Below are 26,194 nucleotides of genomic sequence, written 5' to 3' on the forward strand. Positions count from 1 at the left end.
GAAGGCCCGCCCTGCAAATGCGGGACGGGCCTTCCAGAAGGCTGAAATCAGCGCTTGGAGTACTGCGGCGCGCGGCGGGCCTTCTTGAGACCGGCCTTCTTGCGCTCGACCACGCGGGCGTCGCGGGTCAGGAAGCCGGCCTTCTTGAGGGCCGGGCGGTTGTTCTCGACGTCGATCTCGTTGAGAGCGCGCGAGACACCGAGGCGCACAGCGCCGGCCTGGCCCGAGGGGCCACCGCCGTGAATGCGGACGATCACGTCGTAGGCGCCCTCGAGGTCGAGGAGCTTGAACGGGTCGTTCACCTCCTGCTGGTGCAGCTTGTTCGGGAAGTAGTTCTCGAGCGAGCGGCCGTTGATGGTCCACTGGCCGGAGCCGGGGACAACGCGGACACGGGCCACGGCCTCCTTGCGGCGGCCGACAGCAGCGCCGGAGACCGTGAGGGCGGGGCGCTCGCGCTTGACGGCGGCCTCGCCGGCCGGGGCGCTCTCGCTCGTGTAGCTGGTCAGGTTCTCCTCGGCCTCAGCGGCCGGGGCAAGCTCTTCGTTCTGAGCCACAGTGATTCTCCTTGGTGAATGTCTAGGTAGTGGCCAGGACTACTGGGCGACCTGGGTGATCTCGAAGGTCTTCGGCTGCTGCGAAGCGTGCGGGTGGTTCGGGCCCGCGTAGACCTTGAGCTTGGACAGCTGCTGGGCGGCCAGCTTGTTCTTCGGGAGCATGCCCTTGACGGCCTTCTCGACGGCGCGCACCGGGTTCTTCTCGAGGAGCTCGGCGTAGGTGACCGAGGTCAGACCGCCCGGGAAGCCCGAGTGGCGGTAGGCGCGCTTCTGCTGCAGCTTGGCGCCGGTGAGGGCGACCTTGTCAGCGTTGATGATGATGACGAAATCGCCCATGTCCATGTGGGACGCAAAGGTCGGCTTGTGCTTCCCGCGCAGCAGTGTTGCGGTCTGGCTGGCAAGGCGACCCAGGACGACGTCGGTGGCGTCAATGACGTGCCACTGACGGTCGGCGTCGCCGGGCTTCGGAGTGTACGTACGCACAGTTATTGCCTTCGTTCTTGGTCTGGTGGGGCGCCGGTGAGATACACCCCGTTCTTCGGTGCGCTACCGGACCAGAGGTGAGGGCTCCCAGACCAGTCATCCCGTGTGTCTCGAATGCGCCCCGGGAGCCGGCGTCCTGCAACTGGACACTCCCGCGGCGCGCACCATCGAGCTAGGACACGCACAACGACTATCAAGGGTACCCCGGGGCCACTTGGCGGGTCAAAGCGAGCTGGCGGGAGGGCTCTCGCGCTCTCCCCAATGATTGCAAGGGATCCGGGGCCGAGTTCCGAGTACAGCCAGCGGGCGTCCAAGTAACCCCCATCCGCGGAACCGAGTAGGTTCCCCTCGCGCCACGTATACAAAACATCTGTTTTGTCCCGAAGTCGAGTACCACTACGGATGGTTTTCAACTTTTCCGGCCGGAATGCTTAGTGCATCGGAACCCGGCGGACCTAATTTGGGGGACGCCGCTCAAGGGACCGAAATCCACCCGCATCACCTAATGCAAAGGACAAAATCATGGACAAGTTTCTGGTCTCCCTTATGACCTTCTGGAACGACATCACGGGCAAGAACGAGAAGGAGAAGGGAGCGACCATGGTGGAATACGGCATCATGGTCGCCTTCATCGCCGTCCTCGTCATGGTGGTGGTCGCGGTTCTCGGGCCCCAGATCGCAGCCCTCTTCCAGCAGGTCAGCGACGCACTCCCGGCCGCACCCGCACCCGCCGGACAGTAGCCTCTAGCCCTTCCGTCGCGCGGCGAGCGCCATGAGGTCCCGAACATCTCACGGCGCTCGCCGCACCCTATTCCCATCATTCAACCGGGGGAGCCATGACAGCTTCAGATAGAGGGGACCGTGACCGCGGCGCTGCCGCCGTCGAGTTCGCACTCATTCTGCCAATCTTGCTGACGCTCGTCTTCGGAATTATCGAATTCGGGCGCATTTACAATGCCCAAATTGTCTTTTCCAATGCCGCCCGCGAAGCAGCCAGGACAATGGCGATCACTAAGGACGCCACTGAGGCGTCCAGTGCCGCACAAAATGTCGCGGCCGGATACACGATCGCCGTCGATGCCGGAACCTGCCCGACTTCGGAGTCCCAAGTCACGTCGACGGTCACGGGCCAGCTGGACCTGCTCACGGGCAACTGGTTCGGGTGGGGCCCCGTCGATCTCACTGGAATAGGAGCCATGCGATGCGGCGGCTGATAGGTATCCGCAAGAACCAGGAGCCCCGGGCCGACGAACGCGGAGCCGTGGCCGTCATCGTCGCGGTCCTCATGGTTGCCCTCATCGGTTTTGGCGCTTTGGCGGTCGACATCGGCCGGATGGCGGCCGAGAAGGCGCAGCTGCAGAACGGTGCGGACGCCTCGGCCTTAGCGATCGCGGGCAATTGCGTCAAGGACCCTGGGAGCTGCACGAGCTCTGCCGACGGGCTTGCGGCGCAATACACCCCCGCGAACTCGAACCACGGAACAACGATCCCTGCCTCAGTGACGTTTCCATCGAGCACAACCGTGACGGTCCAGTCGTCGACGCCTGCATCGGGTCTCTCCCTCGTGCTCGCGCCGATCTTCGGCATGGTCTCGGCGCAGGTCGAGGCCGCAGCAACGGCGGAATGGGGTTACCCGGGAGCAGGGAAGGGCTTCCCACTGGCGCTGTCGAACACATGCTTCGACCTCTCGAGCGGCGCGCAATCCGGCGACCTCCAGGAATTCTCATACAAGCCCGGCGCCGGCAAGAACGCCGGCTCGACAACCGACCACGAGTGCACGCGCAACGCGAGCGGTCAGACCATCCCCGGGGGATGGGGCTGGCTTAAGGAGTCAGGTTCGTGCGAGGCCGCGACTGCGGTGGACGAAACCATCGCGTCTGATCCCGGCAACACCGGCACCGACACCGACTGCAAGCCAGTCCTGGAAGGCTGGGTCACCGATCTCCAGGCCGGCAAGAGCGTCGAGGTCTCCTTCCCGATCTTCGACTACGCCGCGTACCAGGGAAATAAGGCCGAGTACCACATCCTGGGCTACGCCACGCTCGAGATCGCCGGCTGGCAGTTCAGTGGTGGGGGCAACAAGCCCTTCACTTACATCCCGGCCTCGCTCCCCTCCAACGTCAATTGCGCGGGCAGCGAGCGCTGCATCATCGGCCGCTTTGTCAAGTTCGAATCCCTCGAATCGTGGGAGCAGCTTGGTGGCGGCAACTACGGCACCGAGAGCTATCAGCTCATCGACTAGCACGAACTCATCACTAACCTAAGGAGATTCCCGTGAGGACCCGCCTACTGGGAGGCGTGGCCGCTTTGATTGTCGCAATCATCGGCACCGTACTTCTCATTACCTACGTTAATGGCGCCGAGCGTCGCGCCTTCGCCGGCACGGAGACCCGTGAGGTCTACGTCGTGCAGGCAACAGTTGCCGCCAATACGCCGGCTGCAGCGCTGGGCAACGCGGTCACCAAGAAGTCTCTGCCTGCTGCCGCACTTGCTGACGGGGCCGTGACAGATCTCAACGACCTCCAGGGGAAAGTCGCCGCCGTTGCCCTCCAGCCGGGCGAAGTGCTCCTGGCCTCCCGCTTCTCGTCACCCGATGAGGTCGAGGGGAAGGGCCGCGTGGCCGTCCCCGAGGGCATGCAGGAGGTGACCGTCAGGCTTCCGATCGAGCGCGTCGTCGGGGGGGCGCTCTCCGCTGGCGACACCGTTGGCGTGTTCATCTCGCTCTCCGGTGAGGGCGCGAACGGAGGCCAGACCCAGCTCACCTTCCACAAGGTCTTGGTCACGGGCGTGCAGCTAGGATCAGGAGCAGCAGCTCCCGACAACTCCGCTGCGGCTTCGGAAAAGGCTTCGGGAGGCGCCAAGTCCAGTGAATCCGGCGGCGGGGTGTACCTCGTGACGCTTGCTCGGCCGGCAGCCGAGGCGGAACGCCTCGTTTTCGCGGTCGAATTTGGCACCATCTACCTCTCGAAAGAACCCGGCACTGCCCTCGAGAACAACGCAGGGACAGTCGACCGGACGAAGGTGTTCCGATGAGCCGCTTCGCCCTGATCACCGCTGATGCGGATTTCGAACACAAGACCCGGCTGGCCGCAGCTGGCTTGGCCGGCTCCCTCCAGGCCTTTCAGGCTGACTACCTCCCCGCCGACGTTTCCGATGTCATAGGTCAACTCGTGGGCGAGCCGCTCGAAGTCCTCGTCCTCGGGCCGGACCTGCGCACCGATGACGTCCTGCGGTTTGCCGCCGCGCTGGATGTCGTCATGCCTCACGTCAGCACGGTCTATGCCGCACAGGCCACGCCTGATCTTGCGCTGTCGGCCATGCGTGCTGGCGTACGGGACCTTGTGGCCCCGGACATGGACTCCAAGATCTTGCGAGACCATCTCGAGGAGGCCGCCCAGGCGGCTGCCACGCGGTCTGCTGGCTCCCTGTTCGCGGAGGGGGCATCCAGACTGGAACAGGGGCAAGGCCGTGTGATCGCGGTCATGTCGCCCAAGGGCGGAGTGGGCAAGACCACCATCGCGACAAATATCGCGGTGGCTCTCGGCAGGATCGCGCCGATGTCCTCGGTCGTCGTCGACCTCGACCTGCAGTTCGGCGACGTCGCAAGCGGCCTTGGCTTAACCCCAGAGCGGACGATCGTCGACGCGGCGACCGGCCCGCAGGACGTCCTCTCCCTCAAGACGTACCTGACGGCGCATCCCGCGGGCATCTATGCGCTCTGCGCGCCAAGGAACCCGGCGGATGCGGACCGCATCAGCGCTCCGGTCGTCGCGGAGCTCATCAAGCATCTCACTACGCAGTTCCAGTTCGTCGTCATCGACACCTCCCCTGGGCTCGGCGAGCACGTGCTTGCCGTCCTCGAGCAGGCGACCGACGGCGTCTGGGTCTGCGGGATGGACATCCCCAGCGTCCGCGGCCTCAAGACGGGACTGGAAGTCCTCGAGGATCTGCACCTCCTGCCGGAGAAGCGGATCGTCGTACTCAATATGGCGGACCGCAAGGCGGGTATCAGCGTCAAGGACGTCGAGGCCACACTGGGGGTCCCCGTCGACGTGGTGCTGCCTCGTTCGCGGGCAATTCCACTCAGCACCAACAGGGGCGTCCCCCTGCTCCAGGACGGCCTGAGGGATCCCGTCGCCAAGGGGCTGCGCTCGCTCGCCGAGCGGTTCAAGCCGCAGTGGGACAAGAACCATCGCCAGACCCATCGCCGGGAGGTGTTCCAATGAGTCTTTTCGATAGGCTCCAGGCCGCACGGGCCAGCGGTGGCGAGAAGCCCGACGCCACAGCAGACCCCCACAGCGGGACCGTGGTGACGGACACCCAAGTCCTCGACAGAACGCCATCATCGACGCTGTCAGTGCGCGTCGACGCGAAGGCCGCAGCCGACGCCGAGGCCAGGCAGGTGGCGACTCTCTCCGCACCCGGAATGTCCGAGGCATCGAGCCGAGCCCTGCGCGACCTCAAGGAACAGGTCACAGAGGATCTCTACGAGCGCGTCGGCGCCCGCATCGCCGATCAGTCGCTTGACGAGCGCCAGTTGCACGATTACGTCCGCAACGAGCTCAGAACCGTCGTCGCCGAGCAGGACGTCCCGCTCACGTCGAGCGAACGGGACAGCCTTATCAATGAGGTCATGGACGATGTCCTCGGGTTGGGCCCCATCCAGCGATACATCGACGATCCGTCGGTCACGGAGGTCATGGTCAACCGAGCGGACCAAGTGTACGTCGAGCGCGATGGCCGACTGTCCCCCACCTCCACCACGTTCGCGTCCGAGGAGCAGCTCCGCAAGGTCATCGAGCGCATCGTGTCGCGCGTTGGCCGCCGCATCGATGAATCGTCGCCGCTCGTCGATGCCCGACTCGCCGACGGTTCGCGCGTCAACGCCATCATCCCGCCGCTTGCAGTCAACGGAGCGGCCCTCACCATTCGCAAATTCTCGAAGGAGGCCCTGAGCGTCGAGAAACTCATCTCGATAGGGTCGCTCACGCCCGAGATGGCCGAGCTCCTACAGGCGTGCGTCGCTGCCCGGCTCAACGTGATCGTCTCGGGCGGCACCGGTACGGGCAAGACGACGCTCCTCAACGTTCTGTCCTCCTTCATCCCGCGCAGCGAGCGCATTGTGACGATCGAGGACGCCGTCGAGCTCCAGCTACAGCAGGAACATGTCGTCCGGCTCGAGAGCCGCCCGCCCAACATCGAGGGTACCGGTGCCATCACGATCCGCGACCTCGTCCGGAACTCGCTCCGCATGCGGCCCGACCGCATCGTCGTCGGCGAGGTCCGTGGAGGGGAGACCTTGGACATGCTCCAGGCCATGAACACCGGCCACGACGGCTCGCTGTCCACAGTCCACGCAAACACCCCGCGCGACGCGATCGCCCGCCTGGAGACCCTCGTGCTCATGGCTGGCATGGACCTGCCGCTCCGGGCCATCCGTGAACAAGTGGCATCCGCCGTGAACCTCATCGTCCATCTGACTCGTCTTCGCGATGGAACCCGGCGCGTTACACACGTGACGGAGGTCCAGGGAATGGAAGGGGATGTCGTCACTCTCCAAGACGCCTTCCTCTTCGATTACACCGCCGGAGTGGATTCATCAGGTCGCTTTCTCGGACGCCCGATCCCCACAGGTGTCCGTCCTCGATTCACGGAGCGCTTCGCGGAGCTGGGCATCCCGCTGAGTCCGGCGGTTTTCGGAAGCCAGTTCGGGAGGGTGGGCCGTGGATAGCACGTTGTTGCTCGTCATCGGCCTGGCGGGCGTGTACGCGGGGCTCGCTGGAGCGGTCGTCACTTGGATAAAGTCCAGACGGACTGTTGATAAGGACCGGCGTCGGCCAAAGTCGGCCAAGCAGGACGAATCGGCGTTGTCCGCGGTTGCAGTCAAGGCCGTGGAAGCTGTCAACAAGCAGCTCCACGGGCGCCAGCTCAAGCTCTTGGCGGCGGACAAGTTCGAGCAAGCAGGTGTATCCCTAACAGCAGCGAGCTTCATCGTCATCTGCGTTTCCGGCGCCTTCGGTCTGGCCGTCTTGGGAGCGCTCCTTGTCAATCTCGGTCTCGGTGTCCTCTTGGCAGTGCTGTTTGTCATCGGCATGCTCGTCTGGCTCAACCTCAAGGCCTCGAAGCGTCAGGGCAAGTTCGCCGAGCAGCTGCCCGACATGCTCCAGCTCCTTACTGGCAGCCTGCGCGCCGGCCATAGCCTCCTCCGGGCTGTCGACACCGCCGCGGATCAGTCCGCCCAGCCAATGTCCGACGAGCTGCGCCGTGTGGTTAATGAGACCCGGATCGGACGAGATCTGGGGGAATCCATGGCCGAGACCGCGGCGCGCATGAAAAGCCAAGACTTCTTGTGGACCGCCCAGGCCATCGAGACACAGCGTGAGGTCGGAGGCAACCTTGCCGAGGTTCTGGATAACGTCAACAATACGATCCGGGAACGGGCCTACTTGGGACGGCAGGTGCGGGCCCTCACCGCGGAAGGCAGGCTCTCGGCCATCGTCTTGGACGGGCTGCCCGTCGTCCTCCTGATCGTCATCTCGTTCATCAACCCGACATACGCGCATGTGTTCTACACGACGCTTCCGGGTTGGATCATGCTCGGCGTCGCCGCCGTGATGCTCACCATCGGGACACTCTGGATGCTGCGGCTCGTTCGGCCCAAGTACTAGGAGCACAGACATGAACATCATCGCCCTGAGCGCCATTCTCCTCGTCGTGGCGCCTGCCGCCTACCTGACGTGGGCCCTCGTCGTCGCCGACCGCACGTCACGCCGGCTCATCGAACAGAACCTCGGGCTGGCCAAGAATACCCCCCAGAGTTCCGCGGCCTCTATCCCTGAAGCGCTGACCCGGCTCGCTCATAAGGCAGTACCGGTCGGATACGCCGGTTGGCTGGATGGCAAGCTCGCGGGAGCTGGCCGGCCGAAGGCGTGGCCTCTCGAACGCATCATTGTGTTCAAGACGATCCTCGCGGCAGGCGGGCTGGTGGTCGGACTCCTGTTCCTGCTGCCGAACTTCTCCGGCCCGTTGGTTGCGTTGCTTATCGGACTTGGCGCATTCGGCTATTTCCTCCCCGACTTGTTGCTCATCAACACCGCCAAGAAACGACGACATGCCATCCAGATCGCCCTGCCGAACGTGCTCGACCAGATGCTGATCTCTGTCGAGGCTGGCGTCGGCTTTGAAAGCGCAATGACCAAGGCGGCGCAGAACACCACCGGCCCGCTGGCTCACGAGTTTGTGCGGACGCTCCAGGATATCCAAGTGGGCCGGTCACGCCGCGAGGCCTACCTCGATCTCGCTGCTCGCGCCGATTCCCCTGATCTGACGACCTTCCTGCGGGCGGTCGTTCAGGCAGACCAGTACGGCATCGCGATCGCCAACGTCATGCGGGCACAAGCACTTGAAATGCGACAGAAACGCCGACAGCGGGCCGAAGAACACGCCTTGAAGATGCCCGTGAAGATCCTCTTCCCGCTCGTCCTGTTCATCTTCCCGACATTCTTCATCGTCATTCTCGGTCCCGCCGCAGTAAACGTCGTCAACGCGTTCATGTAGAGCAGGGCCCTCAGACCGGAGCCCCTTCCCTGTACCCAGAACAGGGAGGGGGCTCCTACTCGCGCGCCCTCAACCCATAAGTTTCCCCAGCGGAAGCGCAAGGAACACCCCGTGCTCAAGCCTTCTGCAAGCATCCCGCAAGAACGCTCTGCCCCTGAGAAATGCGCTCCTATCGTCATAAGTGGAGCTGGTGGTCAGCCAGCCGGAATAGAAACCACTCGCACCTACAGGAGCAAAAATGCTTTCTCTCTTCGCCACCCTGCACGTCGCCGGCATCAAGCTCAAGGAGCGCGCCTTCTCCGGCGAGAAGGGCGCCACCGCCGTCGAGTACGGCATCATGGTCGCCCTCATCGCGGTCGTGATCATCGTCGCCGTCACGGCCCTCGGCGGAAACCTCAGCACCCTGTTCAACAACGTGAAGGGCAAGATCCCTACCACCTGATTCCTCCTGAACGCCTCCGGGCCCGCAGGTGTCCTGCCGGCCGGGAGGCGTTCTCATTTTCGGCCAGGCACTTCTGGCAGACGCACCGCCCTGCGTTCCCTCAGCGAAAGCGCAGGAAAAAACCCCGCTTCAAGGCTTCTGCGAGCATCCCCCAAGAACGCTCTGTCCATGGGAAATCCACTCCTATCGTCTTGAGTGGGACTGGTAATCGGCCAGCCGACAACCCCATCCGCACCGCACCCACAGGAGCAAAAGTGCTTTCTCTCATCGCCACCCTGCACACCGCCGGCATCAAGCTCAAGGAGCGCGCCGTCTCGGGCGAGAAGGGCGCCACCGCCGTCGAGTACGGCATCATGGTCGCCCTCATCGCCGTCGTGATCATCGTCGCCGTCACGGCCCTCGGCGGAAACCTGTCGACCATGTTCAACAACGTGGCCGGCAAGGTCCCCACCTCCTGATCCCTCCGGAACACCCAAGATCCCAGCCACTGACCACACGAGAGGAGGACCGATGCGCAGGACCGATCGCGAGCGGGGCGCCGCAGCCGTCGAGATGGCCCTCGTGCTCCCGGTCCTCGTGGCCATCCTCCTGGGCATCATCGACTTCGGCCGCGTCTTCAACGCCGAGCAGACACTCACCTTCGCCGCACGCGAGGGGGTGCGCGCCATGGCCCTCGAAAACAGCGCCACGACAGCCCGCACGGCAGCCAAGTCCGCCGCGTCCCCCCTGGGCACCATCCCCGACTCGGCGATCACGGTCTCCCCTGCGTCCTGCACTCCCGATACACGGGTGACCGTGACGGTGTCCTACACCGTTCCGAGCACGGGCTTCTTCGGCTCGTTCAACCTTCAGGGCAAGGGGGTCATGCTGTGCGGCGGCTGATCACGGTTGCACGGAAGCACGACGCCGGCGCTCACCGCGAGCGCGGAGCCATCGCCGTCCTCACGGCGATCCTCCTCCCGGTGATCCTCGCCTTCGGAGCCATCGCCGTCGACGGCGGGCTCCTCTTCGCCGAGCGAGCCCAGCTGCAGAGCGGCGCCGACGCCGCTGCACTGGCGCTCGCCCAGAAGTGCGCGGCTTCCACGGCGGACCCCGCGTGCGTGCAGGGCTCGCCCCTGGCCAAGGAACTGGCAGACCGCAACGCGGGCGACGCCTCGAGCCTCATCTCGAGCCTCACGGTCGACACGTCCGCCCGCCGCGTCACCGTCGTCACCGGCGCGCTCGAGGCCGGTGCGCGGCCGGGCGCCGTCGCGCTCTACCTCGCCAACGTCCTCGGGAGCTCCGAGGCTGCGGTGGGCGCGCGGGCCGGTGCGGTGTGGGGCAGCCCGAGGGCCGGCCGGACGGCCTTCCCGCTGGCCTTCTCGGTCTGCCAGGTCCAGGGCTTCGTCGACGGCGGCATGCAGCTGCTCCAGGACCACGGCAAGAACCTCAACCCCGACTGCAACTACGGCCCCTCGGGCGCCGTGGCCCCCGGCGGCTTCGGCTGGCTCGTCCAGGACGCCGGCCAGTGCGGCGGCTCGATCGACGTGGCCCTCGCCGAGGGCGGCAGCGACCCGGGCAACAACGCTCCCGGAAACTGCTCGGCGACGCTGACCAAGTGGGGCAGCGAGCTGCAGGCCGGCCGGAAGGTCGTCGTGCTCCTCCCGGTCTTCACCGCGGTCACAGGAACCGGCAATTCGGCCGTCTACTCGCTCATGGGCTTCGCCGCCTACTCGGTCGTCGGCTGGAAGTTCAGCGGCGATTCAAGCCTGCCCAACACCTTCCGCAACACCAGCCCGGACGTCCCGTCCTCGCTCGAGTGCCGTGGCGAATGCCGCGGGATCATCGGCAAGTTCATCACCTACGTCTCCCTCGCGGACGGCTACACGCTCGGACCGGTCGACGGTCTCGGCACCCGAGTCGTCCGCATCACCCGCTAGCACCCCTCACCCTCAGGAGCATCATGAAGTCCCGACTCGTCGCTGGCACCGTCGCCCTCGTGGCCGCGGTCCTCGGCGTGGCCCTGGTCCTCTCCTACGCCGGCGGCGCAGACCGCCGGGCCATGGCCGGACTCACGCCCACCGAGGTGCTCGTCGTGGCCAAGGCGGTGCCCGAGGGAACCAAGGTCGAGGAGCTTGCGGCGTCCCTCGAGACGCGCACCCTCCCGGCCGACGCGGTCGTCCCCACCGCCCTCACCTCGCTCGACGGGCAGGCCGGCACGGTCACGACGACGGCGCTCACGCCGGGCGAGCAGCTCCTCTCCGATCGCCTCGCCTCGCCCGAGACCCTCGCCCAGCCCGGCACCGTCCCGGTGCCCAAGGGCCTCCAGGAGGTCTCCTTCCAGCTCGACCCGCAGCGCGCCGTCGGCGGCCGGCTCACCGCCGGAGACACGGTGGGCCTCTTCCTCTCCTTCGACAACGGCGCCGTCCCGTCCGGCCAGGGCCCGGAGAGCACCTCACTCGCCATGCACAGGGTCCTGCTCACCTCGGTGCAGCGGGCCCCGCAGCCCGAGACGGCGGAAACAGGGACCGCCCTCCCGGCCGGATCGCTCCTGTTCACCGTTGCTGTGACTGACGAGCAGGCCCAGAAGATCGTCTTCACCGCCGAGTACGGCAGCATCTGGCTCAGCAAGGAGCCCGCCGACGCCACCCGTTCCGCCACCAGCCCTATCGACCGGAAGAAGGTGTACCAGTGAGCCTCTTCGTCCTCGTCTCCCCGGACGCCGACTTCGCCCAGCGCATGGGTGCGGCGGTCGACGGCGGGCTGCCGGGCACGCTGCGCGTCCTCGCCGGCGCCGGGCTTCCGGACCAGCCGGAGGAGCTCTTCGCCGCCCTGGGCGCCGTCCCCGAGGTCCTCGTGATCGGACCGGGCGTGGCCCTCGAGCCGGCCCTGCGCTTCGCGACCGTCATGGACATCCGCTTCCCCGGAGTCACGATGCTGCTCGCCGCCGAGGCCGACGCAGAGCTGGCCCTGACCGCGATGCGCGCGGGCATCCGGGACGTCGTCTCCCCCGCCATCGACGCCGAGCAGCTCCGCGTCGTCCTCCAGCGCGGCGCCCAGGCCGCCGAGAGCCGCGGCCGCTCCGCCGCCGCCCAGGCGCAGGAGGGATCCACCGCCCACCGGGGACGCGTCATCGGCGTCTTCTCCCCCAAGGGCGGCGTCGGCAAGACGACCCTCGCGACCAACGTCGCCGTCGGCCTCGGCCGGACCGCGCCGCTGCGCGTGTGCGTCCTCGACCTCGACCTGCAGTTCGGGGACGTCGCCTCGGGCCTCGACCTCGCGCCTGAGCACACCCTGACCGACGCCGTGACCCCGGCCGCGGCCCGCGACTCGCTCGTGCTCAAGGCGTTCCTCACGCTGCACCCGGGCGGCTTCTACGCCCTGTGCGCGCCGCGGAACCCCGCTGAGGCAGACTCGATCACCCCCGAGCAGGTCAGCCACCTCATCGGCCAGCTCGCCGAGCAGTTCGACTACGTCGTCATCGACACGGCGCCGGGCCTGGGCGAGATCACCCTCGCGGGCCTCGAGGCCTGCTCGGACGCGGTCTGGGTCACCGGCATGGACGTCCCGGGCGTCCGCGGGCTCCGCTCGAGCCTCGAGGTCCTCGCCCACCTGGGCCTCGTGCCCGAGTCTCGCCACCTCGTGCTCAACATGGCGGACCCGAAGGTCGGCCTGACGGTCAAGGACATCGAGGTGACCCTGGGCGTTCCCGTGGACGTTAGCGTGCCACGCTCGCGCACGGTCGCCTACTCGACCAACCGCGGCATCCCCGTCCTCCAGTCGCCGCGCCGCGGGGACCGGGCGACGGCGGCACTCGGCGAGGTCGTCGAGCGGCTCTCCCCCAGTGACAGCTCCCGCGCCGCACGGCGCTCCCACCGACGGGTCGTGGTCGCATGAAGCTCTCCGAACGCCTCGCCTCCACGGGTGCCGCGCTCCCCGGCGGCGCTCCGCTCCCCGGCGCGTCCGTGCCCGCACCGATGCCGACGACGGCGGCGGCATCCCCGGCGTCGTCCGTCGCCGTCCCCGAGGCGCCCGCAGCGCCCCAGGCCGGAGCGGTGAACACCTCGACGGCACTGGCCAACACGTTCGCGCCCGTGGCGAAGACGGCCTCCCCGGCCGTGCCCGCCGACGCCCTCGCAGGCATCAAGCAGCGCGCCGCAACGGCCCTGTTCGAGCGCATGGGCGCTCGCTTCGGCGACTCCGGCGCGACCGAGAAGGACCTCCGCGCGGCCGCCCGCGAGGAGCTCATGCACGTCATCGACGAGGAGCAGGTGCCGCTGAGCGCCCAGGAGCGCTCCCGCCTGCTGCGCGACGTCGAGGACGACGTGCTCGGCTACGGCCCGCTCCAGCGCCTGCTCGACGACGACACGGTCACCGAGATCATGGTCAACCGCCACGACCAGATCTACATCGAGCAGAAGGGCCGCCTGACCCTCTCGGGCCTGCGGTTCTCCTCCGAGGCGCAGCTGCGGACCGTGATCGAGCGCATCGTCTCCCGCGTGGGCCGCCGCATCGACGAGTCCTCCCCGCTCGTGGACGCGCGCCTCGAGGACGGCTCGCGCGTCAACGCGGTCATCCCGCCGCTCGCCGTGGGCGGCTCGTCGCTGACGATCCGCAAGTTCGGCAAGATCCCCCTCACGGTCAAGGACCTCATCGGGTTCGGCACGTTCACGCCGGACATGGCCGAGCTCCTGCGCGCGTGCGTCGAGGCGAAGCTCAACGTCATCGTCTCGGGCGGCACGGGCACGGGCAAGACGACGCTGCTCAACGTGCTCTCCTCCTTCATCCCGGACGGCGAGCGCATCGTCACGATCGAGGACGCCGTCGAGCTCCAGATCCAGCAGGAGCACGTCGTGCGGCTCGAGAGCCGCCCGTCCAACACCGAGGGCAAGGGCGAGGTCACGATCCGCGACCTCGTCAAGAACTCGCTCCGCATGCGGCCCGACCGCATCGTGGTCGGCGAGGTCCGCGGCGGCGAGTCGCTCGACATGCTCCAGGCCATGAACACCGGCCACGACGGCTCGCTCTCGACCGTGCACTCGAACTCGCCCCGCGACGCCATCGCGCGCCTCGAGACCCTCGTGCTCATGGCCGGCATGGACCTGCCGCTGCGGGCCATCCGCGAGCAGATCGCCTCGGCCGTGGACCTCGTCGTCCAGATCTCGCGCCTGCGCGACGGCACGCGCCGCATCACCCACATCACCGAAGTCCAGGGCATGGAAGGAGACGTCGTGACGCTCCAGGACGCGTTCGTCTTCGACTTCGCCGCCGGCGTCGACGCCAACGGCAAGTTCCTCGGGAAGCCGATCCCCACGGGGGTCCGCCCCCGCTTCCTCGAGCGCTTCGAGGACCATGGGATCCACGTGCGCCCGAGCGTCTTCGGCGCCCAGCCCGTCGGCGTCGGCCAGGGGGCGGCATGGAACTGATCCTCGGCCCCGCGCTCATCCTCGCCGCCGGCGGCGCGGCCTCCGTCCTGGCCATCCGGCCCGGCGTCGCGAAGCTGCCCCTGTCTCGGCGGCGCCCGCATGCCCCCTCGGGCTCGCTCATCGAGCGGGCGGCGGCGGGGGCCACGACCGCCCTGCAGGGGTGGATCGGCGGCCGGCGGCTGCAGCTCGTCGCCCCTGAGAAGCTGGATCTCGCGGGGATGCGGATCGGCCAGGCCGAGCTCACGATCCTCGCCGGCGCAGGCGCCCTCGTCGGTCTCGCCGCGGGCCTCGTCCTCGGCAGCCTGCCTCTGGGGCTCCTCCTGGCGGTGATCGCACCCTTGGCCCCACGCTTCCTCGTCGGCATGCGCATCGCCAAGCGGCGCAAGGCCTTCGCGGGGCAGCTGGACAGCATGCTCCACCTGCTCTCCGGCGGCCTCCGCGCGGGCCACAGCATCCTTCGCGCGATCGACGCCGCGGCCGCCGAGAGCCCCGAGCCCACGGCCCACGAGATGCGCCGGATCGTGCGGGACACGTCCCTCGGCCGCGACCTGCTCGAGTCCCTCGAGGAGACAGCCGAGCGCATGCAGAGCGAGGACTTCGTCTGGATCGCGCAGGCCATCCAGATCAACCGCCAGGTCGGCGGCAACCTCGCCGAGGTGCTCGACCAGGTCAACGAGACGATCCGCGAGCGCGGCGAGATCAAGGGCCACATCGCTGCGCTCGCGGCCGAGGGCAAGTTCTCCGCCTACATCCTCATGGCCCTGCCGCTCGGCATCGTCACTTTGCTCATGGTGATCAACCCCTCGTACATGACCCCCCTGTTCACCGATCCCCTCGGCTGGGCCATGATCGGCGCATCGGCAGTGCTCATGACCATCGGCGGCCTCTGGCTGCGCAAGCTCATCGCTATCAGGTTCTAGGAGAGAGACCATGCTGATCCTCGCCGCAGCCCTCCTCGTGGCACTCCCGGTCGCAGCCCTGAGCTGGATGGCCCTCTCCGCGGACCGCGGCGGGGCCAAGGCAGTGCGCACCAACCTCACCCGCGGGTTCGCCCCGGCCGGCGCCGCGCCCACCTCGGCGGGCGGCGCTGTCGTCCTCGAGCGGATCGCGCGAGCCCTCACGCCGGAGTCCTACATCCGCCGGCTCGACAGGATGCTCGCCCTCGCCGGGCGCCCGGCCTCGATGCCTCTCGGCCGGCTCCTCGCGGCCAAGCCTGCCCTCGGGCTGGCCGGGGCCACCGCAGGCGGGCTCATGCTCGTCACGGGGCCGTCGCCGATCCTGCGCCTCCTCGCGCTGTTCCTCGTGTTCCTCGGCTACTTCATCCCGGACCTCCTGCTGTACAGCCGCGGGAAGGAGCGGCAGGCCGCCATCCAGCGCGAGCTGCCGAACATCATGGACCAGCTGCTCATCTCGGTCGAGGCGGGCCTCGGCTTCGAGGCAGCCCTGGCTCGGGCGGGGAGCACGGGCAAGGGGCCCGTCGCGGAGGAGCTCGTGCGCACGCTCCAGGACATGCAGGTGGGCCGCAACCGGCGCGAGGCCTATCTCGGGCTCGCCGAGCGCACCACGGTGCCGGAGGTCCGCAGCTTCGTGCAGGCCGTCATCCAGGCGGACGAGTACGGCATCGCGATCGGCCGCGTGCTGCGCGTCCAGGCCCGGTCGCTCCGCGTGAAGCGCCGCCAGCGGGCCGAGCAGCAGGCCATGAAACTGCCCGTGAAGGTGCTCTTCCCGCTGCTGTTCTTCATCTTCCCCGTGCTGTTCATCGCAATTCTCGGCCCTGCCGTTATCAACACGATTGCTATATTCTCAGGAGCGTAGGTCTCGGATGCTTATCAAGGAGTCGATCATGGCCGCGTCCGGGAACGAGGACAGCACAGCTCGAGGAGGCCCCCTCCTGGACCATGTGGTCCTGCGCGAGCTGGCTGAGGACATTGGCCCCAGGGCAGCGACGTCCTTTGCCCGCGAGTTCGCGGGCATGTGGCCCCGCCGCCGCGAGGCGCTCGCTTCTGCCGTCTCCCGGGACGACGCGGAGGGCGCCATGGATGCCATCCTCAGCATGCGCGTGTCCTCCGCGATGGTGGGGGCGCGCCGTCTCGAGGGTCTTGCAGCTGGCCTCGAGACGGGACTGCGCACCGGCGGCGTCCGGGCGCTGCGCCCCCTCCTTCGCGACGTGGAAGCCTGCGGCGACGACACGGCGCGCGCCCTCGAGACGAACGGCGCAGAGCTCACGTAGAACCTGCCGCCCCGCCACCCACGACGCGGGGTCACCTCCCAACGATGCGGGGTCACCTCCCAACGATGCGGGGTCACCTATCCCCGCGACGGCGCTAGCCGGTACCCCACGCCGCGCACCGTGATGAGCCAGCGGGGGCTGCGCGGATCGTCGGCAAGCTTCTTGCGCAGGTTGCCGATGTGGACCTCGACGGCACGCTCGTCCGCCTCGCTGATGTAGGCGTCGACTCGGAACCTGTCGCCCCGGGCCACGCGCACGAGCTCGGACCGGGTCAGGACGCGCCCGCCCCCGGTCAGGAGCGCCCGCAGGAGGTCGAACTCGCTGCGGGTGAGGTCCAGCTCCTGGCCCTCGAGGGTCGCCGTCCGCGTCGCGGTATCCACCGTGAGCCCGTTGTGCTGGATGACGTGGGAGGGCTGGGCGGCGCGGGGCACGACGGCGGGCGGCGCCGCGGCGTGCGGCGTAGCGGCCGCCGCCGGGTCCCCGGTGGACGCGAGCGCGACCGAGGACCGCGGCCGGCGGAGCATCGCAGCAAGCCGGGCCCGCAGCTCGCGGGGCCGGAAGGGCTTGGTCATGTAGTCGTCGGCCCCGGCCTGGAGGGCCAGGAGCGTGTCCGTCTCGTCCTCCCGGCCCGTGAGCATGACGATGTAGGCGTCCGTCATCTGGCGGATCCGCCGGAGCACCTCGAGCCCGTCGAAGTCCGGCAGCCCGATATCGAGCGTCACCACCACCGGGCTGTGCTCGCGCGCGAGCTCGACCCCCTCGCGGCCTGACGACGCCGTGTGCACCGTGAAGCCCGCCTGCTCGAGGATGTCGCGCAGTAGCTGCCTGACGTCGTCGTCATCCTCGACGACGAGAGCCGTGCCCATTTCGTCCATTCCTGTCCTCCTGTCGACACGCGCGTCATTCCCAGCTTAGTTTTTGTGTCGCAGAATGACTGCTAGAAGCATGGCATGACTTGACATGGCAAACCATTGCGAAGGAGCACCGTGACCGTCAGCGAGCAGGCGCTGGTCAGCCGGGCGAGCCTGGTCTTCCGCCGGCTTGGGCCGCGTGCGCGGGTGGCGTTCTGCCAGTTGCCCCTCACCGCGTTCATTGTCGTCGCCGCGACCACCCAACTCCCGGCAGCGGGGGCCAAGGCGCCGTGGGGCCTCGTCATCGGATTCGGCCTCCAGGTCGTGCTCGGCATCGCGTGCCTGTCGGTGCCATGGGAGCGCCTGCCGGAGAACGCGCCCCTGGCCATCCCGCTCCTCGACCTCGTCTCGATCTGGATCTTGCGCAATGGCGAGGGCCAGATCGTGGGGGTCGGCAACCTCGCCGTCTTCCCGGTCATCTGGCTGGCCGCCTCGACCATGCGCGCCGCGTGGGTCCTCCCCCTGAGCCTCCTCGCGCCCTTCGCGATCGCGTTGCCCAACCTCTTGTCGGGCCTGCCCAACCCCACCCCGGGCCAGGTGACCGGCACCATCGTCCTGCCGCTGGGGATGTTCACCGTCGCCCTCGCCATCCGCGCCGCGGGGGCCGGGCTGCGCACCCAGGCAAGGGAACTCGAGCGCCAGCGGGAGCAACTGCGCGGCCTCCTCGACCAGGCGCAGACGGCGGAGCGACTGCTCGCCGCGATCTTCGACGCTGTCGACACAGGCATCGTGGCCCTCTCGGAGGACGCCCGCCCCCTGCGGGCGAACCGGCGCTTCCTGTCCCTCCTCGAGGATGCCGGCGTGACGGGCGGCCTCAGGGCGGTCAACCTCGCCGACCTCCCCCTGCGGATGCAGGACGGGCGCACCCCCGTCGAGCCCGACCAGCACCCGCTCCGCCGCGCCGCCAACCGCGAGCCCCTCCATGGCGAGGTGTTCTGGCTCGGCGAGGGCGACGCCGCCCGGGCCCTCGCCGTCCGCAGCCTCCCCCTCGACGGGCCCAACGGCGGCGCCGTGGCGACGTTCGACGACGTCACGGACCTCATGCGCGCCGTCGATGCCAAGGCCGAGCTCGTGCGGACCGTGGCGCACGAGTTCCGCTCCCCCTTGACCTCGGTCCTGGGCCACGTCGAGCTCGTCCTCGACGACCCGGGGCTTTCCCAGCCCGCCGTCAGCCGCCTCGGCGTGGCCCATGCCAGCGCCGAGCGGCTCCTGCGCCTCGCGACCGACCTCCTTGCCTCCTCGTCCGAGAGGCTGCCCGTGCGTCCCGTGCCCACGGACCTCGCCGAGACGCTCCTCGAGCGCGCCGAGTCCGCCCAACCGGTGGCGAAGGCGGCCCGGATCCGGATCGACGTCGACGTAGAGGACCCGCTCCCGGCTCAGGCGGACCCCTTCCGCATCGGCCAGGCCGTGGACAACCTCCTCTCGAACGCGATCAAGTACTCGCCCTCGGGCGGGACGGTCACGCTCAGCGCCCACGCGGACGACGGGTGGATCACGATCGGCGTCGCCGACACGGGCATGGGCATCCGGCCCGAGGACCAGCCCCGCGTCTTCGAGCGCTTCTTCCGCAGTGACGCCGCCAGACGCGCCCACATCCCGGGCATGGGCCTGGGGCTCGCGATCACCCGCATGATCGCCGAGCGGCACGGCGGCGAGCTCGGATTCGAGAGCGAGCCGGAGCGCGGGAGCCTCTTCACGCTCAGGATCCCGGCGGCGTCGTAGGCGCTCCCCGAAGCGGCCCAGCGCGGCTCAGCCGGCGTCGATCGCGTCCCGCAGGGCCCGGGTCTGCTCGGCGCGGGAGGCGAGCCCCTCGGCCGTCTCCGGGTAGCCGACCTCCTCGAGCACGAGCGGGTGGGCCGGCGCGAGCCGCGTCTTGGCGTCGCGCACGCGCGCCAGCATCCGCTCGTGCAGCCACTCCGTCCGCTCAAGGCCCTCGCCGACGCGCAGCGCGGAGCCCACGAGCGCCCGGACCATGTTGTGGCAGAAGGCGTCGGCGCGCACATGGGCGAGCACCACGCCGTCGTGCGTCCGCTCGAAGGAGAACTCCTGGAGCTCGCGCACGGTCGTGGAGCCCTCACGGGGCTTGCAGAAGGCGAGGAAGTCCTGGAGGCCGAGCAGCTGCGCGGCGGCGCCGTTCATCCGGCCGACGTCGAGCGGGGCCTTGTGCCAGAGGGTGATCCCGCGCAGGAGCGGGTCCCAGTGCTCGGGCCGGTCCGCGATCCGGTAGGAGTAGCGGCGCCACAGGGCGGAGAAGCGCGCGTCGAAGCCCTGGGGAGGCACGACGGCGGAGCGCACCTCGAGTGCGCCCGTCGCCTCCCCGAGCGCACGGCTCAGGGCTCCGCGCAGGCGCCGGACGAGGACGGTCTCCGGTGCCTCGGCCGAGCGGCGCACGAGCTGCTGCCACTCGCCCTCGGCCAGGTCCAGGTGCACGACCTGCCCGCGCGCGTGCACGCCCGCGTCGGTGCGGCCGGCGACGACGACGCGCACCGGCCGGCGGAGGATGAGGGCGAGCGCCTCCTCGAGCGTGCCCTGGGCCGTGCGGAGCCCTGGCTGGACGGCCCACCCGCTGAAGGGGCCGCCGTCGTACGCGAGGTCGAGGCGAACGCGGACGCGCGCCTCGGCGCCGGCATCGGCGCCAGATTCACCGTCGCCGGACGCGGGAAGGCCCCCGTTCCCTGAAGCGGGAACGGGGGCCTTCTCGGAACTCATGCGCCCCAGTCTAGTGGGGCCGAGTCACGGCGCCTTACTTGGCGTCGTCGGCCTTCTTCTCCTCGGCCGGAGCCTCGGCGGCGGCCTCAGCCTGGGTCTCCTCGACCTCGACGGGAGCCTCGGCCGCCTGGGTCTCCTCGACCTCGGCCGGAGCAGCCTTGGCGGTGGCCTTCTCGGCCTCGCGCACCACGGCCTGCTTCGCAGAGACCGGCTCGAGGACGAGCTCGATCACGGCCATGGGGGCGTTGTCGCCCTTGCGGTTGCCGATCTTGGTGATGCGGGTGTAGCCGCCATTGCGCTCGGCGAGCTGCGGGGCGATCTCGGTGAAGAGCTCGTGGATGATGCCCTTGTTCGTGTTCGTGCGCGCCGAGATGGCGGCCTGGACACGACGGCGCGAGGCGAGGTCGCCGCGCTTGGCGAACGTGATGAGGCGCTCGGCCACCGGGCGGAGGCGCTTGGCCTTCGTCACGGTCGTGGTGATGCGCTTGTGCTCGAACAGAGCAGCAGCAAGGTTGTTGAGCATGAGGCGCTCGTGCGCCGGGCCACCGCCCAGACGCGGACCCTTGGCGGGTGCAGGCATTGTCGTTTCTCCTCGTGTGGTCCGCCGCCGGTCTCACCCGGCCGCGGGCAAAAGTGTTCTCTAGAGCTCGTCGTCGCCGAACGGAGCCTCGTCCTCGTCGATCGCGGCAGCGCGAGCGGCGAGGTCGAACCCGGGAGGCGAGTCCTTGAGCGAGAGGCCGAGCTCGATGAGCTTGGCCTTGACCTCGTCGATCGACTTGGCGCCGAAGTTCCGGATGTCCATCAGGTCCGCCTCGGACCGGGCCACGAGCTCACCCACGGTGTGGATGCCCTCGCGCTTGAGGCAGTTGTACGAGCGCACGGTGAGGTCCAGGTCCTCGATCGGCAGCGCCATGTCCGCGGCGAGTGCGGCGTCCGTCGGGGACGGGCCGATCTCGATGCCCTCGGCGGCGGTGTTCAGCTCGCGGGCGAGGCCGAACAGCTCGACGAGGGTCGTGCCGGCGGAGGCGACGGCGTCGCGCGGCTTGATGGCCGGCTTCGTCTCGACGTCGACGATGAGCTTGTCGAAGTCGGTGCGCTGCTCGACACGGGTGGCCTCCACGCGGAAGGTCACCTTGAGCACGGGCGAGTAGATCGAGTCGACCGGGATCCGGCCGATCTCCGCGTCCGCGGACTTGTTCTGGGCAGCGGAGACGTAGCCGCGGCCGCGCTCGATGGTCAGCTCGAGCTCGAACTTGCCCTTGGAGTTCAGGGTGGCGATGTGCAGGTCCGGGTTGTGGATCTCCACACCGGCCGGCGGAGCGATGTCCGCGGCCGTCACGACGCCGGGGCCCTGCTTGCGCAGGTACGCGACGACGGGCTCATCCTGGTCCGAGGAGATGGACAGGTTCTTGAGGTTGAGGATGATCTCGGTGACATCCTCCTTCACCCCCTGAACCGTGGTGAATTCGTGCAGCACGCCGTCGATCCGGATGCTGGTCACGGCCGCCCCCGGGATCGAGGACAGCAGCGTGCGGCGCAGCGAGTTGCCGAGGGTGTAGCCGAACCCCGGCTCCAGCGGCTCGATGACGAAGCGGGAGCGGTTCTCGGATACTGCTTCTTCAGACAGGGTGGGGCGCTGTGCAATAAGCACTAGGTTTTCCTTTCAGCGAGCATCCGCTATATGACGCAACACAGATGGATTGGAAAAGTGGTCTGAACTCAGTAATGAAGCCTGCCGGGCCGCCTCAGCCGGCCACGCGCCGTCGTGCTTCTGGCTCGAAAAAAGCGCACGACGGCGCGCGGCCGGCCGGACGGCACCGGCCGGCCCCGACAACCTGTTAGACGCGGCGGCGCTTCGGCGGGCGGCAGCCGTTGTGGGCGCTGGGGGTGACGTCCTGGATGGAGCCGACCTCGAGGCCAGCAGCCTGCAGGGCGCGGATGGCGGTCTCGCGGCCGGAGCCCGGGCCCTTGACGAACACGTCGACCTTGCGGAGGCCGTGCTCCTGGGCGCGCTTCGCGGCGGACTCAGCGGCCTGCTGCGCGGCGTACGGGGTGGACTTGCGCGAGCCCTTGAAGCCGACCTCGCCGGCCGAGGCCCACGAGATCACAGCACCGGTCGGGTCCGTGATGGACACGATGGTGTTGTTGAAGGTGCTCTTGATGTGCGCCTGACCGAGCGCGATGTTCTTCTTGTCCTTGCGGCGCGGCTTGCGGACCGACGTCGCACGAGTCTTCGGGGGCATTTAGCGTTTCTCCTACGTGAAGTTCTCAGGTGACGCGACCGCTATCAGCGGCCGGCCTTCTTCTTGCCGGCGACAGTGCGCTTCGGACCCTTGCGGGTACGAGCGTTGGTCTTGGTGCGCTGGCCGCGGACCGGGAGGCCCTTGCGGTGGCGCAGACCCTCGTAGCTGCCGATCTCGACCTTGCGGCGGATGTCGGCGGCCACCTCGCGGCGGAGGTCACCCTCAACCTTGTAGTTGCCCTCGATGTAGTCACGCAGCTGGACCAGCTCAGTGTCCGAGAGGTCCTTCACGCGGACGTCGGGGCTGATGCCCGTGGCAGCGAGCGTCTCCTTCGCACGGGTGCGACCCACGCCGTAGATGTAAGTGAGCGCGATTTCCAGCCGCTTTTCGCGGGGAATGTCAACGCCAGCGAGACGAGCCATAGTGGCGGTTCTCCTTGTGTATTCCGGAGGTCGTAGGCAGTACACCCGCACTGTTCGTGTGCGGCCCCAGCCTCCGGGCCGGGGGTCAGCTGTCCGGGCCCTGAATCGTCCCAGCGCAGCTTGTGCTGCCTTCTCTAGTTATTGCGTGGGCGTTGCCCGAGCTGCTTCCGTGCGGGAGGTCCCGCAGCGGGTCAGCCCTGGCGCTGCTTGTGGCGCGGGTTCTCGCAGATCACCATGACCCGGCCGTTGCGGCGGATCACCTTGCACTTGTCGCAGATCTGCTTGACGCTCGGCTTGACCTTCATGGCGCTTCCTTTGCGTGTTGTCGCAGGTGGTCAGCATTGCCTCCGGGTGCCCCCGGCGGACGCTGCTTACTTGTAGCGGTAGACGATCCGGCCGCGGGTCAGGTCGTACGGGCTGAGCTCCACCACCACGCGGTCCTCAGGGAGGATGCGGATGTAGTGCTGACGCATCTTCCCAGAGATGTGTGCGAGCACGACGTGCTTGTTCGTCAGCTCAACGCGGAACATCGCGTTGGGCAGCGCTTCCGTCACGACGCCCTCGATCTCGATGACACCGTCCTTCTTGGCCATAGCCTCCGCTAACTGTTGTGCCGCCGGGCGCACGAGGCCCCTGACGGACGTGTATGGTTTCTGGCTGACGCCCCTGCACCTCCCAGAGGGCATGGATGGGCCGACAGCCAACAATCAATGCTACGCCACCCGGGGCGTGAAGTTAAATCCGCCCATGGTACACGGCGGTGGCGCTCATGCGACCTGGTCCGGCCCGCTCCTGTCGTGCCCGCCCAGCGCATTTCCCCAACAGCCCTTGATATCGGACGAGCAAGTTTCCCCAAAAAGCAGTCCCGCGAGTCGGGCAAGTCTCTCAAGAAGCCACGGCCGCAGGCCTGTGTGCTGGATATTCGGCCAGCGCGTCGGCGCTCCTGCCCCCCTTTCTGGGGAAAGCTGCACACTCCAGCCGTCCCGCGTTAGGTGCCTTGGACCATACAAGGCAACACTCCTGATTGTGGAGCGTCACGCGGCCCGCGCCGGCAGCGCACCCATGGCCAGACGCCGCGCCACCACCTCCTGCACCTGGTGCACCATAAGCTGGGGCCGGAAGACCACGTCTGCATATCCGAATCGTGCGACGGCGTATCCTCTCGCCTGGGCGCTGATGTCCCGCGCATAGTCGTTGTATCGGCTGGCCGGCTGCTGATGCGTCTGCCCGTCAAGCTCCACGTCCACACAGCCCTCGACAAGGTGGTCCATCCAGCCGACGCCCTCCACCTTGACCTGCGGCTCGACCCGCAGCCCTGCTCGCCTGAGGTGGACCCGGGCCAGCGTCTCGATCAGCGAATCGGCCCCGTGGTCGACGAGGTCGAGGATCGCGAGGCCCCGAAGGCTGCCCGGTCCGCGCAGGCGTGAGCGCAGCTCCAAGATCGAGACCCGCTTCTGGGCAATGGCTGATTCGACCATCACGAGCGCCTCGAGTTCCGGGAGGCATGTCAACGCATGCATGAGAGTGTCGATGAGGGATGCGGTGAATGAACCGGGCTCTCCCGGCGCCCAGCTTCCCCGATGAACCACGGCCCTGTCTGAACGGAACTTGCCATCCGGACGTAGGAGGTGCACGACCTCTGAGGGGTGGAGCAGCCATAGGCCATGCTGCTTGGCAGCGGACACGCACGTAAGCAAAGAGTTGGTCGCTGCGCAACGAGCCAGAAGCGGGTCTGCGTCGGGCAGAACGTACAGCCCTGGGCGCACGCGCTGGACGAGGCCCGCGGTCAGAGCAGCCTCGAGCTCCCTGCGGCTGACCCCCGCCTCTCGCAACTCCTTGGCTCGGGCCACGCCATTGTGCCGCCGCATGGCCTCGAGGAGCTTGTCCACTCTGCCATCGTGGGCGTTCCCGAGCGGCCCGAACGGGGATGCCTTCTCCATGTGGACAACTCGAGCAACCTTCTCTTGCGCGGATCGGCGGGCTCCTGTCGGGCCGGCGCGCAGGTTTCCCCAAAAGGGCCGCACAGGAGAGTGCGACACGCGGTCTCAAGCTGGGACATGCCGACGCCGGTGGCAGGATTCTGGGGAAAGCTGCACGGATCGGCGTCCCCGGACCCGCCTTCGGCGGATCCACTCACGGCACGGGGTACGGGTCCCACCTGCCCGCCGGGGTCTCGACCGGGGTGGCCCGGGCGACGCCGTCGAGGATCGCGAGCCGCACGGCCTCCGCCGCCGCGGCCTGCAGCATGACGTGCGCCACCGTCCGCCCCACGTCCCCTACCGGCGCCAGTGGCACGGCCCCCGTGGACAGCGCGAAGACGGTGTCCCCGTCGACGCTCGTGTGGCTCGGATCGAGGGCCCGGGCGAGCCCGGCATGCGAGGCGGTCGCCAGCCGGCGGCACTCCGCCGGGGTCAGGGCCGCGTTCGTGCCCACGACGGCGAGGGTCGTGTTCGGCCCGACCGGCGCCGCCCCGGTTCCCACCGCCGCGACCGGCTGCCCCGGGAAGACGGGCAGCCCCGCGGCGTTGACGACGGCGAGGGCCCCCACCACGATCCCCTCCGGCAGCACGACCTCCGGCGCCCCCGGCGGCCCCGGCACGGGTCCCCCGGCCAGGGCCTGCGAGGCCATCCCGACCCCGCCCTTGTACAGCCCGCGGCCAAGCACCGCACCGGTGCCGGCCCCGACGCAGCCCCGCAGCCCGACGTCGTCGGTGTCCTTCAGGTCTCCGAGACCGACGGCGGCCGCCGCCGCGGCGAAGCCCATCGCCGTGTCGGGGCGGGCCGCGAAGTCCCCGCCCCGGCCGAGGTCGAAGATCACGGCGCCCGGGACGATCGGCACGACGCCGCCCAGCACGCCGTACCCCTGCCCGACGGACTCGAGGTACAGCTGGACGCCGGCGGCCGCGGCGAGCCCGTAGGCGCTCCCGCCGCAGAGCGCGACGCCGTCGACGGTCTGCACGAGGGTCGAGGGGTCGAGGGCGTCGGTCTCGATGGTGCCGGGGCCGCCGCCCCGGACGTCGGCGCCGCCTGCGGTCCCGGGCGGGGCGAGCACGGCCGTCACGCCCGTGAGCCAGCCGCCGCCGGTCCGCTGGGCATGGCCGACGCGCAGGCCGGGGACGTCGAGGAGGGAACCCATGCGGCCCATTCTGCCGCGCCGAGGGGCGGCCGGACGCGCGCACCACACCAGACGCACGACGGCGCCGCCCGCCTTCCGCAGGCGGGCGGCGCCGTCGCGCGTG

31 protein-coding genes are annotated in these 26,194 nt (G+C 68.6%); 19 read left to right on the top strand and 12 right to left on the bottom strand.

Annotation, left to right across the window (positions count from 1 at the left end):
- Positions 1 to 47: 47 nt before the first annotated feature.
- Entirely contained in the window at positions 48 to 554 is a 507-nt protein-coding gene (gene rpsI / locus ACUYMY_RS13320; protein WP_481704022.1) for a 30S ribosomal protein S9, read from the bottom strand.
- Between the two features lie 39 nt (positions 555 to 593).
- Positions 594 to 1,037 carry a 50S ribosomal protein L13 gene (gene rplM, locus ACUYMY_RS13325; RefSeq protein ID WP_481704023.1) on the bottom strand — a complete coding sequence of 148 codons (444 nt, stop codon included), beginning with the start codon at positions 1,035 to 1,037 and terminating at the stop codon, positions 594 to 596.
- Positions 1,038 to 1,559: 522 nt separating this feature from the next.
- Here rplM and ACUYMY_RS13330 point away from each other — a divergent pair.
- The 18 genes from ACUYMY_RS13330 to ACUYMY_RS13415 all read left to right on the top strand — a co-directional run bounded on the left by ACUYMY_RS13330 (position 1,560) and on the right by ACUYMY_RS13415 (position 16,671).
- The gene (locus ACUYMY_RS13330) at positions 1,560 to 1,778 is read left to right on the top strand and encodes a Flp family type IVb pilin (protein WP_481704024.1); all 219 of its coding nucleotides are present in this window, start codon (positions 1,560 to 1,562) and stop codon (positions 1,776 to 1,778) included.
- Between the two features lie 95 nt (positions 1,779 to 1,873).
- Positions 1,874 to 2,251 (top strand): TadE/TadG family type IV pilus assembly protein, encoded by a 378-nt coding sequence (locus ACUYMY_RS13335; RefSeq protein WP_481704025.1) that lies wholly within the window; start codon positions 1,874 to 1,876, stop codon positions 2,249 to 2,251.
- A complete protein-coding gene (locus tag ACUYMY_RS13340) occupies positions 2,239 to 3,279 on the top strand; it encodes a pilus assembly protein TadG-related protein (protein ID WP_481704026.1) in 1,041 nt (346 codons plus the stop codon). Before ACUYMY_RS13335 ends, ACUYMY_RS13340 begins: the two co-directional genes overlap by 13 nt.
- A 32-nt stretch (positions 3,280 to 3,311) precedes the next feature.
- Positions 3,312 to 4,070 carry a Flp pilus assembly protein CpaB gene (cpaB, locus tag ACUYMY_RS13345; RefSeq protein WP_481704027.1) on the top strand — a complete coding sequence of 253 codons (759 nt, stop codon included), beginning with the start codon at positions 3,312 to 3,314 and terminating at the stop codon, positions 4,068 to 4,070.
- The gene (locus ACUYMY_RS13350) at positions 4,067 to 5,263 is read left to right on the top strand and encodes a CpaE/TadZ family protein (RefSeq protein WP_481704028.1); all 1,197 of its coding nucleotides are present in this window, start codon (positions 4,067 to 4,069) and stop codon (positions 5,261 to 5,263) included. Before cpaB (ACUYMY_RS13345) ends, ACUYMY_RS13350 begins: the two co-directional genes overlap by 4 nt.
- Positions 5,260 to 6,768 carry a TadA family conjugal transfer-associated ATPase gene (locus ACUYMY_RS13355; RefSeq protein WP_481704029.1) on the top strand — a complete coding sequence of 503 codons (1,509 nt, stop codon included), beginning with the start codon at positions 5,260 to 5,262 and terminating at the stop codon, positions 6,766 to 6,768. The genes ACUYMY_RS13350 and ACUYMY_RS13355 overlap by 4 nt, the downstream gene beginning before the upstream one ends.
- Positions 6,761 to 7,705 (top strand): type II secretion system F family protein, encoded by a 945-nt coding sequence (locus ACUYMY_RS13360; protein WP_481704030.1) that lies wholly within the window; start codon positions 6,761 to 6,763, stop codon positions 7,703 to 7,705. The genes ACUYMY_RS13355 and ACUYMY_RS13360 overlap by 8 nt, the downstream gene beginning before the upstream one ends.
- A gap of 10 nt (positions 7,706 to 7,715) precedes the next feature.
- Positions 7,716 to 8,594, top strand: a complete 879-nt coding sequence (locus tag ACUYMY_RS13365; protein ID WP_481704031.1) for a type II secretion system F family protein — start codon at positions 7,716 to 7,718, stop codon at positions 8,592 to 8,594.
- Between the two features lie 238 nt (positions 8,595 to 8,832).
- Positions 8,833 to 9,036, top strand: coding sequence for a Flp family type IVb pilin (locus tag ACUYMY_RS13370; protein WP_481704032.1), 204 nt, complete (start codon positions 8,833 to 8,835; stop codon positions 9,034 to 9,036).
- A 254-nt stretch (positions 9,037 to 9,290) separates the two neighbouring features.
- Positions 9,291 to 9,494, top strand: coding sequence for a Flp family type IVb pilin (locus ACUYMY_RS13375; RefSeq protein ID WP_481704033.1), 204 nt, complete (start codon positions 9,291 to 9,293; stop codon positions 9,492 to 9,494).
- Between the two features lie 52 nt (positions 9,495 to 9,546).
- Positions 9,547 to 9,918, top strand: coding sequence for a TadE/TadG family type IV pilus assembly protein (locus tag ACUYMY_RS13380; RefSeq protein ID WP_481704034.1), 372 nt, complete (start codon positions 9,547 to 9,549; stop codon positions 9,916 to 9,918).
- Complete coding sequence (locus ACUYMY_RS13385) at positions 9,906 to 10,955, top strand: pilus assembly protein TadG-related protein (protein ID WP_481704035.1); 1,050 nt, start codon at positions 9,906 to 9,908, stop codon at positions 10,953 to 10,955. The genes ACUYMY_RS13380 and ACUYMY_RS13385 overlap by 13 nt, the downstream gene beginning before the upstream one ends.
- Before the next feature lie 23 nt (positions 10,956 to 10,978).
- Positions 10,979 to 11,710, top strand: a complete 732-nt coding sequence (cpaB, locus tag ACUYMY_RS13390) for a Flp pilus assembly protein CpaB (RefSeq protein WP_481704036.1) — start codon at positions 10,979 to 10,981, stop codon at positions 11,708 to 11,710.
- On the top strand, positions 11,707 to 12,912 hold the full coding sequence (locus ACUYMY_RS13395) for a CpaE/TadZ family protein (RefSeq protein WP_481704037.1): 1,206 nt from the start codon (positions 11,707 to 11,709) through the stop codon (positions 12,910 to 12,912). The genes cpaB (ACUYMY_RS13390) and ACUYMY_RS13395 overlap by 4 nt, the downstream gene beginning before the upstream one ends.
- Positions 12,909 to 14,441 (top strand): TadA family conjugal transfer-associated ATPase, encoded by a 1,533-nt coding sequence (locus ACUYMY_RS13400; protein WP_481704038.1) that lies wholly within the window; start codon positions 12,909 to 12,911, stop codon positions 14,439 to 14,441. The genes ACUYMY_RS13395 and ACUYMY_RS13400 overlap by 4 nt, the downstream gene beginning before the upstream one ends.
- On the top strand, positions 14,432 to 15,361 hold the full coding sequence (locus ACUYMY_RS13405) for a type II secretion system F family protein (protein WP_481704039.1): 930 nt from the start codon (positions 14,432 to 14,434) through the stop codon (positions 15,359 to 15,361). Before ACUYMY_RS13400 ends, ACUYMY_RS13405 begins: the two co-directional genes overlap by 10 nt.
- Before the next feature lie 10 nt (positions 15,362 to 15,371).
- Complete coding sequence (locus ACUYMY_RS13410) at positions 15,372 to 16,256, top strand: type II secretion system F family protein (protein ID WP_481704040.1); 885 nt, start codon at positions 15,372 to 15,374, stop codon at positions 16,254 to 16,256.
- Positions 16,257 to 16,284: 28 nt separating this feature from the next.
- A complete protein-coding gene (locus tag ACUYMY_RS13415; RefSeq protein ID WP_481704041.1) occupies positions 16,285 to 16,671 on the top strand; it encodes an Hpt domain-containing protein in 387 nt (128 codons plus the stop codon).
- Between the two features lie 77 nt (positions 16,672 to 16,748).
- On the opposite strand, the gene ACUYMY_RS13420 is transcribed toward ACUYMY_RS13415, so the two are convergent.
- The gene (locus ACUYMY_RS13420) at positions 16,749 to 17,546 is read right to left on the bottom strand and encodes a response regulator transcription factor (protein ID WP_481704042.1); all 798 of its coding nucleotides are present in this window, start codon (positions 17,544 to 17,546) and stop codon (positions 16,749 to 16,751) included.
- Positions 17,547 to 17,657: 111 nt separating this feature from the next.
- On the opposite strand from ACUYMY_RS13420, the gene ACUYMY_RS13425 reads away from it, so the two are divergent.
- Complete coding sequence (locus ACUYMY_RS13425) at positions 17,658 to 19,304, top strand: sensor histidine kinase (protein ID WP_481704043.1); 1,647 nt, start codon at positions 17,658 to 17,660, stop codon at positions 19,302 to 19,304.
- A gap of 27 nt (positions 19,305 to 19,331) precedes the next feature.
- Here the strand turns inward: ACUYMY_RS13425 and ACUYMY_RS13430 are convergent, their stop codons facing one another.
- The 9 genes from ACUYMY_RS13430 to ACUYMY_RS13470 all read right to left on the bottom strand — a co-directional run bounded on the left by ACUYMY_RS13430 (position 19,332) and on the right by ACUYMY_RS13470 (position 26,091).
- Positions 19,332 to 20,291 carry a tRNA pseudouridine synthase A gene (locus ACUYMY_RS13430; RefSeq protein WP_481704044.1) on the bottom strand — a complete coding sequence of 320 codons (960 nt, stop codon included), beginning with the start codon at positions 20,289 to 20,291 and terminating at the stop codon, positions 19,332 to 19,334.
- A gap of 34 nt (positions 20,292 to 20,325) precedes the next feature.
- Positions 20,326 to 20,871, bottom strand: a complete 546-nt coding sequence (gene rplQ, locus ACUYMY_RS13435; protein ID WP_481704045.1) for a 50S ribosomal protein L17 — start codon at positions 20,869 to 20,871, stop codon at positions 20,326 to 20,328.
- 60 nt (positions 20,872 to 20,931) lie between these two features.
- The gene (locus tag ACUYMY_RS13440) at positions 20,932 to 21,942 is read right to left on the bottom strand and encodes a DNA-directed RNA polymerase subunit alpha (RefSeq protein WP_481704046.1); all 1,011 of its coding nucleotides are present in this window, start codon (positions 21,940 to 21,942) and stop codon (positions 20,932 to 20,934) included.
- Positions 21,943 to 22,129: 187 nt separating this feature from the next.
- A complete protein-coding gene (gene rpsK, locus ACUYMY_RS13445; protein ID WP_077491065.1) occupies positions 22,130 to 22,534 on the bottom strand; it encodes a 30S ribosomal protein S11 in 405 nt (134 codons plus the stop codon).
- Positions 22,535 to 22,578: 44 nt separating this feature from the next.
- Complete coding sequence (gene rpsM / locus ACUYMY_RS13450; protein ID WP_481704047.1) at positions 22,579 to 22,956, bottom strand: 30S ribosomal protein S13; 378 nt, start codon at positions 22,954 to 22,956, stop codon at positions 22,579 to 22,581.
- A 191-nt stretch (positions 22,957 to 23,147) separates the two neighbouring features.
- Positions 23,148 to 23,261, bottom strand: a complete 114-nt coding sequence (gene rpmJ, locus ACUYMY_RS13455) for a 50S ribosomal protein L36 (protein ID WP_011775570.1) — start codon at positions 23,259 to 23,261, stop codon at positions 23,148 to 23,150.
- Positions 23,262 to 23,327: 66 nt separating this feature from the next.
- On the bottom strand, positions 23,328 to 23,549 hold the full coding sequence (gene infA, locus ACUYMY_RS13460) for a translation initiation factor IF-1 (protein ID WP_011775571.1): 222 nt from the start codon (positions 23,547 to 23,549) through the stop codon (positions 23,328 to 23,330).
- A 441-nt stretch (positions 23,550 to 23,990) separates the two neighbouring features.
- Positions 23,991 to 24,845 (bottom strand): type IV toxin-antitoxin system AbiEi family antitoxin domain-containing protein, encoded by an 855-nt coding sequence (locus ACUYMY_RS13465; protein ID WP_481704048.1) that lies wholly within the window; start codon positions 24,843 to 24,845, stop codon positions 23,991 to 23,993.
- Between the two features lie 244 nt (positions 24,846 to 25,089).
- Positions 25,090 to 26,091, bottom strand: a complete 1,002-nt coding sequence (locus ACUYMY_RS13470; protein WP_481704049.1) for a P1 family peptidase — start codon at positions 26,089 to 26,091, stop codon at positions 25,090 to 25,092.
- Between the last annotated feature and the right edge of the window lie 103 nt (positions 26,092 to 26,194).

The organism is Sinomonas sp. T428B, from assembly GCF_056780155.1.

What these genes read in the sequence shown, in the direction of transcription:
- ACUYMY_RS13330 (WP_481704024.1), top strand. Translation starts at nt 1,560, where the DNA reads ATGGACAAGTTTCTGGTCTCCCTTATGACCTTCTGGAACGACATCACG.
- ACUYMY_RS13335 (WP_481704025.1), top strand. Translation starts at nt 1,874, where the DNA reads ATGACAGCTTCAGATAGAGGGGACCGTGACCGCGGCGCTGCCGCCGTC.
- ACUYMY_RS13340 (WP_481704026.1), top strand. Translation starts at nt 2,239, where the DNA reads ATGCGGCGGCTGATAGGTATCCGCAAGAACCAGGAGCCCCGGGCCGAC.
- ACUYMY_RS13350 (WP_481704028.1), top strand. Translation starts at nt 4,067, where the DNA reads ATGAGCCGCTTCGCCCTGATCACCGCTGATGCGGATTTCGAACACAAG.
- ACUYMY_RS13355 (WP_481704029.1), top strand. Translation starts at nt 5,260, where the DNA reads ATGAGTCTTTTCGATAGGCTCCAGGCCGCACGGGCCAGCGGTGGCGAG.
- ACUYMY_RS13365 (WP_481704031.1), top strand. Translation starts at nt 7,716, where the DNA reads ATGAACATCATCGCCCTGAGCGCCATTCTCCTCGTCGTGGCGCCTGCC.
- ACUYMY_RS13370 (WP_481704032.1), top strand. Translation starts at nt 8,833, where the DNA reads ATGCTTTCTCTCTTCGCCACCCTGCACGTCGCCGGCATCAAGCTCAAG.
- ACUYMY_RS13380 (WP_481704034.1), top strand. Translation starts at nt 9,547, where the DNA reads ATGCGCAGGACCGATCGCGAGCGGGGCGCCGCAGCCGTCGAGATGGCC.
- cpaB (WP_481704036.1), top strand. Translation starts at nt 10,979, where the DNA reads ATGAAGTCCCGACTCGTCGCTGGCACCGTCGCCCTCGTGGCCGCGGTC.
- ACUYMY_RS13400 (WP_481704038.1), top strand. Translation starts at nt 12,909, where the DNA reads ATGAAGCTCTCCGAACGCCTCGCCTCCACGGGTGCCGCGCTCCCCGGC.
- ACUYMY_RS13405 (WP_481704039.1), top strand. Translation starts at nt 14,432, where the DNA reads ATGGAACTGATCCTCGGCCCCGCGCTCATCCTCGCCGCCGGCGGCGCG.
- ACUYMY_RS13410 (WP_481704040.1), top strand. Translation starts at nt 15,372, where the DNA reads ATGCTGATCCTCGCCGCAGCCCTCCTCGTGGCACTCCCGGTCGCAGCC.
- ACUYMY_RS13415 (WP_481704041.1), top strand. Translation starts at nt 16,285, where the DNA reads ATGGCCGCGTCCGGGAACGAGGACAGCACAGCTCGAGGAGGCCCCCTC.
- ACUYMY_RS13420 (WP_481704042.1), bottom strand. Translation starts at nt 17,546, where the DNA reads ATGGACGAAATGGGCACGGCTCTCGTCGTCGAGGATGACGACGACGTC.
- ACUYMY_RS13430 (WP_481704044.1), bottom strand. Translation starts at nt 20,291, where the DNA reads ATGAGTTCCGAGAAGGCCCCCGTTCCCGCTTCAGGGAACGGGGGCCTT.
- rplQ (WP_481704045.1), bottom strand. Translation starts at nt 20,871, where the DNA reads ATGCCTGCACCCGCCAAGGGTCCGCGTCTGGGCGGTGGCCCGGCGCAC.
- rpsK (WP_077491065.1), bottom strand. Translation starts at nt 22,534, where the DNA reads ATGCCCCCGAAGACTCGTGCGACGTCGGTCCGCAAGCCGCGCCGCAAG.
- rpsM (WP_481704047.1), bottom strand. Translation starts at nt 22,956, where the DNA reads ATGGCTCGTCTCGCTGGCGTTGACATTCCCCGCGAAAAGCGGCTGGAA.
- rpmJ (WP_011775570.1), bottom strand. Translation starts at nt 23,261, where the DNA reads ATGAAGGTCAAGCCGAGCGTCAAGCAGATCTGCGACAAGTGCAAGGTG.
- infA (WP_011775571.1), bottom strand. Translation starts at nt 23,549, where the DNA reads ATGGCCAAGAAGGACGGTGTCATCGAGATCGAGGGCGTCGTGACGGAA.
- ACUYMY_RS13470 (WP_481704049.1), bottom strand. Translation starts at nt 26,091, where the DNA reads ATGGGTTCCCTCCTCGACGTCCCCGGCCTGCGCGTCGGCCATGCCCAG.